This window comes from Nonomuraea jabiensis (assembly GCF_014204795.1).
Classification (GTDB): domain Bacteria; phylum Actinomycetota; class Actinomycetes; order Streptosporangiales; family Streptosporangiaceae; genus Nonomuraea; species Nonomuraea jabiensis.
This window is the reverse complement of the sequence record NZ_JACHMB010000001.1, coordinates 8,216,045-8,228,490: the sequence shown is the minus strand read 5'-3', so window position 1 is coordinate 8,228,490 and position 12,446 is coordinate 8,216,045. Positions and strand designations below refer to the sequence as shown.

General features: G+C 72.3%; 11 protein-coding genes. 6 read left to right on the top strand and 5 right to left on the bottom strand.

The window, feature by feature from the left end; translation table 11 throughout:
• Nucleotides 1-2: 2 nt before the first annotated feature.
• Both HD596_RS37530 and HD596_RS37525 read right to left on the bottom strand, forming a co-directional pair.
• The gene (locus tag HD596_RS37530; protein ID WP_185074221.1) at nucleotides 3-791 is read right to left on the bottom strand and encodes a crotonase/enoyl-CoA hydratase family protein; all 789 of its coding nucleotides are present in this window, start codon (nucleotides 789-791) and stop codon (nucleotides 3-5) included.
• Nucleotides 784-3,210: a CaiB/BaiF CoA transferase family protein gene (locus HD596_RS37525; RefSeq protein WP_185074220.1), complete on the bottom strand. Its 2,427-nt coding sequence runs from the start codon at nucleotides 3,208-3,210 to the stop codon at nucleotides 784-786. The genes HD596_RS37530 and HD596_RS37525 overlap by 8 nt, the downstream gene beginning before the upstream one ends.
• A 206-nt stretch (nucleotides 3,211-3,416) precedes the next feature.
• On the opposite strand from HD596_RS37525, the gene HD596_RS37520 reads away from it, so the two are divergent.
• Together HD596_RS37520 and HD596_RS37515 are read left to right on the top strand one after the other, a co-directional pair.
• Complete coding sequence (locus HD596_RS37520) at nucleotides 3,417-4,328, top strand: LysR family transcriptional regulator (RefSeq protein ID WP_185074219.1); 912 nt, start codon at nucleotides 3,417-3,419, stop codon at nucleotides 4,326-4,328.
• A gap of 198 nt (nucleotides 4,329-4,526) precedes the next feature.
• Nucleotides 4,527-5,906 (top strand): MFS transporter, encoded by a 1,380-nt coding sequence (locus tag HD596_RS37515; protein ID WP_185074218.1) that lies wholly within the window; start codon nucleotides 4,527-4,529, stop codon nucleotides 5,904-5,906.
• Between the two features lie 220 nt (nucleotides 5,907-6,126).
• On the opposite strand, the gene HD596_RS37510 is transcribed toward HD596_RS37515, so the two are convergent.
• Both HD596_RS37510 and HD596_RS37505 read right to left on the bottom strand, forming a co-directional pair.
• Complete coding sequence (locus HD596_RS37510) at nucleotides 6,127-6,921, bottom strand: aminotransferase class V-fold PLP-dependent enzyme (protein ID WP_221519684.1); 795 nt, start codon at nucleotides 6,919-6,921, stop codon at nucleotides 6,127-6,129.
• Nucleotides 6,881-7,084, bottom strand: coding sequence for a heavy-metal-associated domain-containing protein (locus HD596_RS37505; RefSeq protein WP_313045853.1), 204 nt, complete (start codon nucleotides 7,082-7,084; stop codon nucleotides 6,881-6,883). The genes HD596_RS37510 and HD596_RS37505 overlap by 41 nt, the downstream gene beginning before the upstream one ends.
• A 157-nt stretch (nucleotides 7,085-7,241) precedes the next feature.
• Between HD596_RS37505 and HD596_RS37500 the strand changes: the two genes are divergently transcribed.
• Nucleotides 7,242-8,384: an NAD(P)/FAD-dependent oxidoreductase gene (locus tag HD596_RS37500; protein WP_185074216.1), complete on the top strand. Its 1,143-nt coding sequence runs from the start codon at nucleotides 7,242-7,244 to the stop codon at nucleotides 8,382-8,384.
• A gap of 97 nt (nucleotides 8,385-8,481) precedes the next feature.
• Here HD596_RS37500 and HD596_RS37495 read toward each other — a convergent pair whose 3' ends face one another.
• The gene (locus HD596_RS37495) at nucleotides 8,482-9,243 is read right to left on the bottom strand and encodes a methyltransferase domain-containing protein (protein ID WP_185074215.1); all 762 of its coding nucleotides are present in this window, start codon (nucleotides 9,241-9,243) and stop codon (nucleotides 8,482-8,484) included.
• Nucleotides 9,244-9,289: 46 nt separating this feature from the next.
• Here HD596_RS37495 and HD596_RS37490 point away from each other — a divergent pair, with 46 nt between their 5' ends.
• The 3 genes from HD596_RS37490 to HD596_RS65780 all read left to right on the top strand — a co-directional run bounded on the left by HD596_RS37490 (nucleotide 9,290) and on the right by HD596_RS65780 (nucleotide 12,389).
• Nucleotides 9,290-9,682 carry a MerR family transcriptional regulator gene (locus HD596_RS37490; protein ID WP_246555120.1) on the top strand — a complete coding sequence of 131 codons (393 nt, stop codon included), beginning with the start codon at nucleotides 9,290-9,292 and terminating at the stop codon, nucleotides 9,680-9,682.
• A gap of 83 nt (nucleotides 9,683-9,765) precedes the next feature.
• Complete coding sequence (locus tag HD596_RS37485; RefSeq protein WP_185074213.1) at nucleotides 9,766-12,144, top strand: heavy metal translocating P-type ATPase; 2,379 nt, start codon at nucleotides 9,766-9,768, stop codon at nucleotides 12,142-12,144.
• Nucleotides 12,066-12,389, top strand: a complete 324-nt coding sequence (locus HD596_RS65780; RefSeq protein ID WP_376776158.1) for a GNAT family N-acetyltransferase — start codon at nucleotides 12,066-12,068, stop codon at nucleotides 12,387-12,389. The genes HD596_RS37485 and HD596_RS65780 overlap by 79 nt, the downstream gene beginning before the upstream one ends.
• The last annotated feature ends 57 nt before the right edge of the window (nucleotides 12,390-12,446 follow it).

The following is a 12,446-nucleotide window of genomic DNA, read 5'->3' as shown; positions in this document are numbered from 1 at the left end:
GGTCACTGGCCCTCCCAGACGGGGGCGCGCTTCTCGGCGAAGGCGCGCGGCCCCTCCTTCGCGTCCGCCGAGCGCATGATCGCGGCGCCCTCGGCGGCGGTCCGCTCCCAGGCGGCCCGCTCCGAGGCGACCGTGCCGTCCGCGATGCCGCGCGCGATCCGTTTGCTGGCCTGTACGGCGAGCGGCGCGTTGGCGCTGATCACCTCGGCCAGGGCGAGCGCGGCGGGCACCACCCGGTCCTGCGGCACGACCCGGTTGACCAGGCCGAGCCGCAGGGCGTCGGCGGCGGTCACGGGCTCGCCGGTCAGGAGGATCTCCATGGCCACCTTGGCCGGCAGCTGCGCGGCCAGCCGGAACGCGCCGCCGGCGCCGGCGATGATGCCGCGCTTGACCTCGGGAAGCCCGAACCGGGCGCTCTCCGCCGCCACCACCAGGTCGGCCCACAGGGCGATCTCGGTGCCGCCGCCGAGCGCGAACCCGTTGACGGCGGCGATGACCGGCTTGGCGATCGGATGCGTGACGCAGCCGGCGAAGCCCCAGTGCGGCTCGAACCCTTCGGTGGAGAACTCCCCGCGCGCCACCTCCTTGAGGTCGGCGCCGGCGCAGAACGCCTTGTCCCCGGCCCCGGTCAGCACCACGGCCCGGATCCCGGGGTCGGCGTCGGCCTCGTCCAGGGCCTCGCCGACGGCGCGGGTCAGGGCCGCGTTCACCGCGTTGCGCGCCTCGGGCCGGTTGAACGTGATCAGCATCGTGTGGTCGCGGCGCTCGACGAGCGCGGCGGGCTCACCCATGGTCAACTCCTTCAGCTGGTTCTTCCAGTACGCCCGCCTCGATGAGCGCCTGGATCTCCGGTTCGGCGAGGCCCAGCAGCTTCGTGGCCACCGTCCGGGTGTGCTCCCCCGCCAGCGGCGCCGGGCGCAGCTCGGGGTCGGCCACCCCGCCGAAGGTCGCCGGGCCGTTCTCGGTCCGCATGGCGTGCCCGATGTGCGGGTGGCGCATCTCGCGCAGGAAGCCGCGGGCGGCGAGCTGGGGATCGTCGAGGTATTCGATCACCCGCTGCATCGCCCCGGCCGGCACGCCCGCCGCCTGCAGCCGTTCCATGGCCTCGCGGGGCGGGGTGTGCGACGTCCACGCGGTCACGGCGGCGTCGACGAGCGCGCGGTGCGCGCGGCGGCCCGCGGCGGTGCCCAGCCGCGCGTCGGCGAGCAGGTCGGCGCGGCCGATGACGGCGCACAGGCTCCGCCACTGCTCGTCGCCCTCGACGCTCACCACGCACCACTCGTCGTCGCCCGCGCACGGGTAGAGGCCCTGGGGCGCGTCCCATTCGCCGCTGTTGCCGTGGGCGGTGAACGAGCCGGGCTCCAGCGACTCGCGCAGCAGGCTCGTGGACAGCTGGGTGAGAATGGTCTCGGCCTGGGAGACGCTGACCGTGCCGCCCTTCCCGGTACGCCGCCGCCGGATCAGCGCGGCCAGCACGGCGACGGCGCCGACCCGGGCGGCGAGATGGTCCGGATAGATGGTGATGCCGTCGCAGAACCCCGCCTCGACGCCCGTGTCACGCCAGAGCCCGGTCAGCCCGGTGGAGGCGCGCACGAGAGGGCCGTAACCCATGCGGCGGCTCCACGGCCCGGTGGGGCCGAGGGCGCTGCTGTCGGCCATGACGATCCGGGGGTTCAGCTCGCTGATGACGTCGTAGCCGAGCCCGAGCGACTCCAGCGTGCCGGGCTTGAAGTTGGACAGGATCACGTCGGAGGTGGCGGCGAGCCGTTTGAAGAGCTCCAGCCCTTCGGGCGAGCGGAGATTGACGCCGGCGCTGAGCTTGTTGCGGTGGCCCCAGGCGAAGCCGGGGCTGATGGCCTCGCCGGTCAGCGACTGCCGGCTACCGTCGGGGTAGGCCCGGCTCTCGATCTTGATGACTTCGGCGCCCTGGTCGGCGAGCAGCCGGCCGAGCTCCGCGCCGACCACGATGACGCCCAGGTCCAGCACGCGGAGCCCGTCGAGCGGCCGCCGCCGGGGCGCGCTTCCGGCCGGGGCCGGGGTGGCCGGCGGGGTGGGCGGCGGCGGCTCGGCGAAGACCTCGTCGTTGTGCTCGCCGACCTCGGGGGCCCGGCCGCGGAATCCGGCCCGTACGCCGTCCAGCTCGACGTACCCGGACGGCAGCCGGCCGGTCAGGCCGGGCGCGATCTCGGCGTCGACCAGTCCTCCCCGCGCGCGGAAATGCGGGCCGGCGAGCACCTCCCCCGGGGTGAGGAGCGAGGCGATCGGCACGCCGCGCTCCTGGCCCTGGGCCACGAGCTCGTCCCTGGTGCGGTCCTGGAACAGGTCGCCGATCAACGCGTGCAGCCGCTCGGTCGCGCCGTAGCGGCCCGCGAGGGTGTCGTACTTGGGGTCGGCGAACTCCTCGGGCTCCCCCAGCCAGCCGAACATCCCCCGCCACTGCCGCTTGGCCAGCACGCAGATCCGTACGTATCCATCCGCGCACGGGAAGATCGGGTAGAGGCTGCCCGCGTCGGGGCGGCCGCGCGGCAGTTCCGTGGCCGGCACGCCGCCGGTGGCCGAGCCGCCGATGCCGAAGCCCGGGTCCAGGATTTGCGCGGTCATCTCGTAGACCGAGCAGTCGACGTGGTCGCCGCGTCCGGTCTCGAGCCTGTTCGTGTACGCCAGCAGGCCCGCCCACGCGGCCTGGACGGCCGCCGACTCGTACGCCAGCGGGCCCGGCGGCACGACCGGCTCGCGGCCGGGGATGCCGGAACGCGACAGCACGCCGCCGAGCGCCAGGTGCGTCCAGTCGGTGCCGGCCCAGTCCCGGTACGGGCCGCTCTGCCCGAAGTCGGTGATCGAGATGACGACGAGCGCGGGGTTGCGCGCGAGCAGCGCGTCCGCGCCGAGGCCGAGCCCGTCGAGGGTGCCGGGCCGTTCGGTCTCGATGAGGAAGTCGGCCCCGGCGGCCAGGCCGAGGAGCCGGTCGCGGCCGGCGGGGTCGTGCAGGTCCAGCGTGATGCCGCGCTTGCCGGCGTTGTGCGTGGCGAAGTAGAGGCTCACCCCGTCGTGGAGCGGCTCCCGCCGGCGGGTCGGCGCGCCGCCCGGCGGCTCGACGCGGATGACGTCGGCTCCGAGGTCGGCCAGGAACCGGCCGCACATCTCGGCCTTGCCGTCGGCCAGGTCGATGACACGGAGACCGGCGAGGGGGAGGTCCCCGGTTGCGGGCATGGTGAATCACCCCACTGCGTGTGAAGGGCGGGTGCGGAGCACGCCGGACATGAGCTGTCCCGCGGATCGCCGGGGACAGGTTCCTGAGGTGAGACTGCCACGGCCGATTCCGGTCTGAAAACGTCCGTTTCGGCAACGTGGCACGCGTCCAGATCGGCAACGTGCGCGGTTGACGTGCGGCATCGACCCTCACGAAACTCCAGGTCATGGACGTACAGCAGCTTCGGTGCTTCCTCGCGGTCGCCGAGGAGCTCCATTTCGGCCGGGCCGCGGAGCGGCTGCACCTGACGCCCTCACCGGTCAGCCGCTCCGTCAAGGAGCTCGAACGGGAGCTGGGCGTCGACCTGTTCGTCCGCCGCTACCACCAGGTCGAGCTCACCGCCGGCGGCGCGCTCCTGGCGGACCGGGTGCGCGACATCCTGCGGCAGCTCGACGGCCTGAAGGACGTGGTCAAAAACGCGGCCGGTCGCCGGGTGGTGCGCGTGGGCGGCACGCACCTGTGCCCGCCTGCGGTGATGGATCGCTTCCTGGCGCTGGCCGGGCAGGCGCTCCCCGCCCACACGGTCGAAGCGACGGTGGGGCCGTCCGCCGAGCTGCTGCCGGCCCTGGAGCGCGGGGAGCTGGACGCGGCCCTCGTTCACCTGCCGCTGGACCGGCCCCGGCTCGACAGCCTGGTGGTGGCCCGCTACCTGTTCTGGGCGGCGATGCGGGCCGACGACCCGCTGGCCACCGCCTCCGAGCTGACCTTGACGGACCTCGCGCACCGCACCTTGACCGTCGGCCCGCCCACGCCCCAGCCGGTGGCGGTCAACCTGTTCCACGAGCGGTTGAAGAGCGCCGGCATCACCTCGTTCCACCAAATGCCGGACAACGACGCGGTCATGCTGGCCAGCCGCATCCGCCGCGACGGCGGGATCACGCTGACGATCGACCCGCGCAACGGCGGCAGCGCCCGGGTCTACGACGACCCGGCCTTCGCGGTCGTCCCCCTCCGCGACGACCTGGACTTCCTGCTCGGCGTGGCCTGGAACCGGTCCCGGGTACGGCAGGACGACGTCGTGCGGGAGCTCGTCCACGTGGCACGCCAGGAGTGGGCCGGACGCCGCCTGACCCTCTGAGGGGCGCCGCGGGCGGGGCACGTTGCGGATCGGCGCACGTGCACGTGCGCGAACGCGCAATGGTCACCGGCGGCGCGGCCTGCTTACGGTTCCACGCACACCGCTATGTGAGGGCTTTCACCGCCTTCACCCGCTGATGTGAAGCGTTCGCCGCCCGTGCCGCAGCGGTGCCTTTGCGCTACCCCCTAGGAGGCCACGATGTCTCATACACCCCCCTCGCCCGTGTCCGTGTCGGCCGGCACCATCGATGCCCGCATCGACGCCATGGCGAAGGTCGGGCTCAGCCGGGCCGCATGGTTCGCGCTCATGCTCTGCTTCTTCTTCGCCAACTACGACATCTCCGTCCTCACCATCACCCTGCCCTCCATGCGGGACGAGCTGGGGCTGGCAGGAGCCGAGCTGGGGTACCCGGTCACGTGGAACCTCGTCGGCTACTGCGTCGGCGCGTACGCGTTCGGGCACGTCGCCGACCGGCACGGCCGGCAGAAGGGCCTCGCGCTGACCATCGCCGCGCTCGGACTGGGCGGATTCCTCACGGCGTTCTCGTGGGACGTGTGGTCCCTGACGTTCTTCCGGTTCCTGACCGGGTGCGGCATGGGCGCGGTGCTCGCGCTCTGCTCGGCCTACATCGGCGAGCTGGCGCCCAAGCACCAGCGCGGCGGCTACCTGTCACGCCTCTACATGGTGGGCACGGTGCTGCTCCTGGTGATCGGGTTCGCGTCGCTGCCGGTTCTGGCCGCCTCCTCCGGCGGGTGGCGCTACCTGCTGGCCTTCGGCGGCCTGGTGCTCCTGGTGCTGCCGCTGATCAACGACAAGGCGCTGGTGGAGTCGCCGCGCTGGCTGGTCGCGATGGGCCGTTCCGCCGAGGCCGACCGCATCGTCCGCCGGATGGAGTCCCGCGTCGGCCTGCCCCCGGGCGGCACCGTCCCCGTCGTCCCCGACACCGCCGAAGCCGCCGCCGTCAGTGACGACAGGCTGCCGGTCCGGGCCCTGTTCCGGCCCCCGTACCAGAGCCGGATGCTCATCGTGCTCGGCTTCTGGTTCGCCTTCTACATCGCCATGTACGGCTACGCCAGCTACCTGCCGCTCATCCTCGAAGGCATCGGCATCTCGACCTCCGACGCGGTCCTGGTCAGCGTGCTCACCCGCGCCATGCCGCTGGTGTCGAGCCTGGCCGCCGTGCTCCTGGTGGAGCGGATGGAACGCCGCACCATGGTCATCATCGGCACGCTGGTGTTCGCGGCCTCGCTGCTGCTCATCACCCTCGACCTGGGCGAGACGGTCGCGACCGTGGGGGCGCTGTTCAGCTCGTTCGGCATCGCCTTCATGGCCACTCCCGCCTACACCTACACGGCGGAGGTGTTCCCCACCCGGGCCCGGGGCACGGCGTCGGCCATCGCCGACGGGGTCGGCCACCTGGGCGGCGCGGTCGCGCCCCTCGTGGTGCTGCCCGTCCTGACGGGCTTCGGGGCACGGCCGGCGTCGTTCGTGATGGTGGGCCTGCTCGTGATCGCGGCCGGCATCATCCGCCTCGGCGTCCGCACCCGGGACCGTTCGCTGACGGAGATCGCCGCCTGACGCCCGGCCTCGACGAGTGCGGCGCGGAGGTCAACCGGCCAGCTCCTCGACGAGGCGATCCGTCTCCTCCTCGGTGTTGTAGTAGTGAACGGAGGCCCGCACCACCGACCGCAGGCCCCGTTCGGCCCCTTGGTCGTGCACCCGGCAGCCGGGCAGTCCGTCAGCCGCCGCCGCAGGTCGTCCGCCAGGGCGTAGACCCGGTCCCGGATGTCTCCGGCCCTCAGGCAAGTGCCTCGTCGATGGCCGCCCCCAGCCCGAGCCGGGCGGCCACGCCGTACTCCCAGTTCTCGAAGCGGCGCGCGCCCGGCTGCACCTCGTAGCGCGACGGCGCCACCCATCGGGCGTCGTGCAGGTCGAGGAAGGGCGGGTCGAGCCGGTCGAGCGCGGCACGCCGCACGTAGAGCAGGCCCGTGCCGCGTGGCGCACGCAGGTACTTGCGGCCGGTGGTGGACAGCAGGTCGCAGCCGACCAGCTCGACGTCGATCGGTAGCCGGCCGGCCGATTGGCAGGCGTCCAGCAGGAACAGCGCGCCGGCCTCCGCGGCCACCTTGCCCACCTCGGCCGCCGGGTTGACCAGGCCGCCGTTGGTCGGTACGTGGGTGATCGAGATGAGCCGGACGCGCTCGTCGGCCAGCTGGCGCAGCCCGTCGCTGGGCACCGCGTAGAAGGCCAGGTCCCACGCGCGGGTCGCGCTGTCGACGAGCGCGATCTCGTCCGGCGCGCAGTTCAGCAGGCGGGCCGCGGAGGTGTGTACGGCGGCGAGCCGGTCGGCGGCCCTGTCCGCCGCTTCGTATCCGCCTGTTTCGGCTTCCAGCCGCAGGTGCCCGTCGGAGATCATATCGCCCAGGGCCTGGTCAACGACCTGCTTGAAGCCCTGGGCGAAGGAGATGCCGTTGACCTCCGGCTCCAGCAGCGGGCCCGGGGGCGTTCCTGGCGCAGAGAAGCGGGAGACGAGGGCGGCGTCCGCCCCGTGTTCAGCCGCCCACCACTTCGTAACCGATCTCTTCGACGGCATTCCTGATTTCCGCGTCATCGAGGGGGCCGTCCGAGGTGACGGTGACCTGCCCGGTCGCCAGCTCGACAGCCACCGAAGAGACTCCGGCAACCTTGCCGATCTCGTCCTTCACCTTGCCGGCGCAGCCGCCACAGGTCATTCCCGACACCTTGTACGTGCTCATGCCCATTGCCAGATCTCCTCTCACATACCCCTACCTGGTATCTGTAACAGGAGACGGTACGCCGCGATCACTCACGAGACAAGCCATACGGGCCAGGGGTATATGAGACCTATGTCACGTTGCGACACTCATACCCCCTGGAGGTATGGTCCACGGCATGAGAACGCTTAACAAGATCACCGTTGTGGGCGCTTCGCTGGCGGGGCTGCGGGCCGTGCAGACGCTGCGCCGGGAAGGTTTCGAGGGCGAGATCACGCTGGTCGGCGCCGAGACGCATGTGCCGTACAACCGCCCGCCCCTGTCGAAGAGCGTGCTGCACGGCGACGACGACGTCACGCTCCCGGGCGCCGAAGAGCTCGGCGACCAGTGGCTGCGCGGGCGAAAAGCCGTACACCTTGACACCCGGGCCCGGACGGTCACCCTCGACGACGGCACCGAGCTCGGCCACGACGGGCTCGTCATCGCCAGCGGCGCGCGCCCGCGGCGGCTCGACGGGGTGCGCACCCTGCGCACCATCGACGACGCGCTGGCACTGCGCGCGGAGCTCGACTCGGGACACGAGCACGTGCTGGTCATCGGCGGCGGGTTCATCGGCGGCGAGGTGGCCTCGACGGCACGGCAGCGCGGCCGGAAGGTCACCCTGGTCGACTCCGCGCCGTACCCCATGCATGCCGGGCTGGGCGAGGAGGCGGCGCGCTGGCTGGCCTCGCACCACGAACGCAACGGCGTCGAGCTCGTCACGAACGTCCGGGTCACCGCCGTGGACGGCGGCCGGGTCCGGCTCAGCGACGGCCGCACCCTCGCCGCGGACCTGGTCGTCGGCGGCATGGGCGTGGTGCCCAACACCGAATGGCTGGACGGCAGCGGCCTGGCCGTGGACGACGGCGTGCTGTGCGAGCCGACGCTGTTCGCGACCGACTCGGCCGACATCGTGGCGGCGGGGGACGTCGCGCGCTGGCCGCACGGCCATTTCGGCGGGGAGATCGTACGCATCGAGCACTGGTCCAACGCCAACGAGCAGGGCGCGGTCGCCGCCCGCAACCTGCTGGCCGGGCCGGAGAACGCGCAACCCTTCGTGGACGTGCCGAACTTCGCCACCCACGTGCACGGCGCCCGCATCCAGACCGCCGGCCTGCCGCACCTCGCCGATTCGGCGAGCGTCGCCACCGGCTCCCCCGAAGAGGATCGCTTCGCCGTGGCGTTCACGCGGGACGGCGTGCTCGTCGGAGCCGTCGCCGTCAACTCCCCCAAGGACCTGATCAAGCTCAAGCGGGCGATCACGGCCCGCGAGAAGCTCTGACGGCGATCGCGGGCGGCACGCCGGGGCGGCCCGGCGCCGCTCCCGGCACCGGGCCGCCTGACGGGTCGAGGATGACGAGCAGGTCGCCTCGCGTGCGCTAATCCCCTGGCCGCGAAGCTGACGCCACGAAGAAGGGAAGCGCCAGGAACATGCGTCCGTCCTGGGCGCGCGTCCGCTGATCTCTCACCCACGCCGTTTCCTGTTCGCGGGTGATGGCTCCGGCGGCGCGTGCTCCCTCCGCGACGCCGGTGAGCATGGGCAGCATGGCCGCGTCGGTGAACACGCCCATGTGCGCCTCAACCTGGACATCCTGGAAGCCGGCGTCGAGCAGCAGGTTGCGGTAGCGGCGGGCCGCGCGGGGATTCGCGACCAGATCGGCGCGCGCGTGCACGATGGCCCGGGTGAGCGCCGGGTCGTCAGAGTCGATGACGAAGGCGTCCCAGTCCTGCCCGACGAGCACGATCCGCCCGCCTGGAGCGAGCACCCGCCTGGCCTCCTCCAGCGCCTTGGCCGCGTCGGCGAGCTCGTGATAGACCTTGTCGGCCCGGTACCCGGCGACCTGGCCGTCTTCGAGCGGCAGGTCGAAGGCGTCGCCGATCCGGAGGTCCGCGTGCGGCGTGCGGTGGCGGGCCACCGCGATCATCTTCTCGCTGACGTCCACGCCGATCGGTTTCATCCCGCGCTCCGCGAGCTCGTCGACCGCGCGGCCCGCGCCGCAGCCGACGTCCACCACGGCCGCGCCGCCGGGGAGGGTCAGCAGATCGTACGAGCGCGCACGCAACGCGACGGCCCCGGGCAGCGCGTCAGCGACGTCGAGCAGCTTGATGAGTGATTCCATCGAGTCGTTGTCTTTGGACATGTGGGCCAGCATGCGACTTAATGTCGACATGAAGTCAAGTGCGACCATGAGCATCGGGGAGATCGCGGAGCGGTTCGGCCTGGCGACCCACGTCCTTCGGCACTGGGAGGCGATGGGCCTGATCACGCCGGCCCGCGTCGGAGGAGCGCGCCGCCGCTACGGGCCCGACGACCTCTACCGGGTGGCCGTGATCCTGCGCGGCAAGGAAGCCGGGTTCAGCCTGGAGGAGATCCACGAGATGACGGCCACCTCGGACGCGGCGAAACGGCGCGCTGTCCTGCTGCGCCGCCGGGAGGAGCTGGCCCGGCGCATCGCCGAGGCGCAGGCGTCGCTCGAGCTGATCGACTGCGCGCTGGACTGCGATCACGAGGACCTGCCCGGTTGTCCCCATTTTCAGGCCAGGGTCGCGGAGCGGATCCCCGCCGTCGTCACTCCCTGAGGCCGGCCCGGGGCGCCCGAGGGGCGACGTCTACTATGGCTAATGGTAGATCAAGCGCTACCGGGCGGAGGTGGAGGGCCACCATGACCACCGGAGACACCAAGGAGCGCAGCACGGCCGTTCTCGACGTGAGCGGCCTGCAGTGGGCCTCGGAGCAGAACGTGGTGCGTGCTGCCCTGAGCCGCCGCCCCGGAGTGATCGAGGTCGAGGTGAACCCGGTCGGGCAGACCGCCATCGTGGTGTTCGATCCGAGGGTCACGTCGTTGGCCGAGCTTCGCCGCTGGGTGCGGGAATGCGGCTATCACTGCGCGGGACAGTCCGTACCGTCGCACGTCTGCGATCCCCTGGCGGAACCCGACCCGCCAGGCGTCGCACCGGCCGTCCGGGAAGCACCCGCCGAGCCCGGAGAACACGCAGGACCCGAGGCGGGCCCGTCGCCGCACGAGATGATGGGGCACGGGGGGCACGGCGCCATGTCGATGGAGGCCATGGCGGCCGACATGCGCAACCGGTTCCTCGTGGCGGCCGTGCTGTCCGTCCCGATCCTGATCTGGTCCCCGATCGGGCGCGAGGTGCTGGGGCTGGACGTGCCGGTGCCGTTCGGGCTGCGCGAGGACGTGTGGGCGCTGCTGCTCAGCCTGCCGGTGATCTTCTACTCCTCGTGGATCTTCTTCGACGGCGCCGTACGGGCGCTGCGGGCCCGAACGCTGGACATGATGGTGCTGGTCGCCGTGGCGATCGGGGCGGGCTGGCTGTATTCGCTGTACATCACGCTGACCGGCGGCGGCGAGGTGTTCTACGAGGCCGCGACCGTGCTGGCGGCGTTCGTCCTGCTGGGGCACTGGTTCGAGATGCGGGCCAGAGGCGGCGCCAACGACGCGATCCGCGCGCTGCTCGACCTGGCCCCGCCCAAGGCCGTGGTGATCCGCGACGGCGAGCAGGTGGAGATCCCCACCGCCGAGGTCGTGGCCGGGGACGTCCTGCTCGTCCGGCCCGGCGCGAAGATCGCCGTCGACGGCGAGGTCATGGAGGGCGAGAGCGAGGTCGACGAGTCGATGGTCACCGGCGAGAGCCTGCCGGTGCACAAGGCCCCCGGTTCGGCGGTGGTCGGCGCGACCATCAACAAGAACGGCACCCTGCGCGTCCGGGCCACCAAGGTCGGCGCCGACACCGCCCTCGCCCAGATCGTCAAGCTCGTCCAGCAGGCCCAGAACTCCAAGGCTCCCGGGCAGCGCCTGGCCGACCGGGCGGCTTTCTGGCTCGTCCTCGTCGCGCTCATCGGCGGCGGGCTGACGCTGGCGGTGTGGCTGCTGGCGGGCGCGGCGGCCGGAACGGCGATGCTGTTCGCCATCACCGTCGTCGTGATCACCTGCCCCGACGCGCTGGGCCTGGCCACCCCCACCGCGATCATGGTGGGCACGGGCCTGGGCGCCAAGCGCGGCGTGCTGTTCAAGAACGCCATGGCACTCGAGACCGCGGCCCGCATCCAGACCGTGGTCATGGACAAGACCGGCACCCTGACCAGGGGCGAGCCCGAGGTCACCGATGTGATCGCCGACGGGATCGAGGAGGCGGAGCTGCTGCGGCTGGCCGCCGCCGTCGAGCGCGAGTCCGAGCACCCGCTGGCCGAGGCCGTGGTCCGCTACGCCGACGCGCACGCTCCCGGCGGATCGCGGGCGCGCGATTTCGAGAACGTCCCGGGTCACGGCGCCCTGGCTGACGTGGACGGGCGCCGGGTCGTGGTGGGCAACACGAAGCTGATGCGGGTCGAAGGCGTGGACCTGGGCCCGCTGGCCGCCCGGCGCGAGGAGCTGGCCGCGGGTGGGCGTACGGCGGTCATCGCCGCCGTGGACGGCCGCGCGGCCGGCGTGATCGGCATCGCCGACGCTCCCCGCGACAGCTCCCCGGCCGCGGTCGCGGCGCTGCACGAAGCCGGCGTCGAGGTCGTCATGCTGACCGGCGACAACGAGGCCACCGCCCGGCGGATCGCCGACCGGCTCGGCATCGACACCGTGATCGCCGAGGTCCTGCCGGGCGACAAGGCCGCCAAGATCGCCGAGCTGCAGCGCGACGGGCGCAAGGTCGCGATGGTCGGCGACGGCGTCAACGACGCCCCCGCGCTCGCCCAGGCCGACCTCGGCATCGCGATCGGCGCAGGAACCGACGTCGCCATCGAGACCGCCGACGTGGTGCTCATGCGCTCGGACCCGCTCGACGTGCCGACGGCGCTGCTCATCGGCCGCGGCACGCTACGCAAGATGCGCCAGAACCTGGGCTGGGCGATCGGCTACAACGCGATCGCGCTGCCGATCGCGGCCGGCGTCTTCGAACCCGCCTTCGGCCTGGTGCTGCGCCCGGAGATCGCCGCCCTGTCCATGTCCGGATCGAGCTTCATCGTCGCGGTCAACGCACTCGCCCTCAAAGGGCTCCGCCTGCCACGCCCTACCGCTGCCGGAGGCTGAGGGCGGCGCCCGTCGCCGGCATCACGCTCGTCGCGGTCCTGCCCACGCACCGGCGCCGCGGCATCCTCACCGCGACGATGCGCAAGCAGCTCACCGACCTGCATGAATCGGGTGGCGAGCCGATCGCCGCACTCAACGCCGCCGCGCCGCCCGCATCCGGGGCATCCTGCGCGCACTGGAACTCACCCCCGTACAAGGGCGAGGACAAGCCTGGATCTCAGCAGCGGGAAACAGGTTCGGTGTGACGCAGCGCACCCTTTCTTGCGGCAATTTGACGCAGAGCCGGGCGGCCTCCGTCGGGC

What these genes read in the sequence shown, in the direction of transcription:
- HD596_RS37530 (WP_185074221.1), bottom strand. Translation starts at nt 791, where the DNA reads ATGGGTGAGCCCGCCGCGCTCGTCGAGCGCCGCGACCACACGATGCTG.
- HD596_RS37525 (WP_185074220.1), bottom strand. Translation starts at nt 3,210, where the DNA reads ATGCCCGCAACCGGGGACCTCCCCCTCGCCGGTCTCCGTGTCATCGAC.
- HD596_RS37520 (WP_185074219.1), top strand. Translation starts at nt 3,417, where the DNA reads ATGGACGTACAGCAGCTTCGGTGCTTCCTCGCGGTCGCCGAGGAGCTC.
- HD596_RS37515 (WP_185074218.1), top strand. Translation starts at nt 4,527, where the DNA reads ATGTCTCATACACCCCCCTCGCCCGTGTCCGTGTCGGCCGGCACCATC.
- HD596_RS37510 (WP_221519684.1), bottom strand. Translation starts at nt 6,921, where the DNA reads ATGCCGTCGAAGAGATCGGTTACGAAGTGGTGGGCGGCTGAACACGGG.
- HD596_RS37505 (WP_313045853.1), bottom strand. Translation starts at nt 7,084, where the DNA reads ATGAGCACGTACAAGGTGTCGGGAATGACCTGTGGCGGCTGCGCCGGC.
- HD596_RS37500 (WP_185074216.1), top strand. Translation starts at nt 7,242, where the DNA reads ATGAGAACGCTTAACAAGATCACCGTTGTGGGCGCTTCGCTGGCGGGG.
- HD596_RS37495 (WP_185074215.1), bottom strand. Translation starts at nt 9,243, where the DNA reads ATGTCCAAAGACAACGACTCGATGGAATCACTCATCAAGCTGCTCGAC.
- HD596_RS37490 (WP_246555120.1), top strand. Translation starts at nt 9,290, where the DNA reads ATGAGCATCGGGGAGATCGCGGAGCGGTTCGGCCTGGCGACCCACGTC.
- HD596_RS37485 (WP_185074213.1), top strand. Translation starts at nt 9,766, where the DNA reads ATGACCACCGGAGACACCAAGGAGCGCAGCACGGCCGTTCTCGACGTG.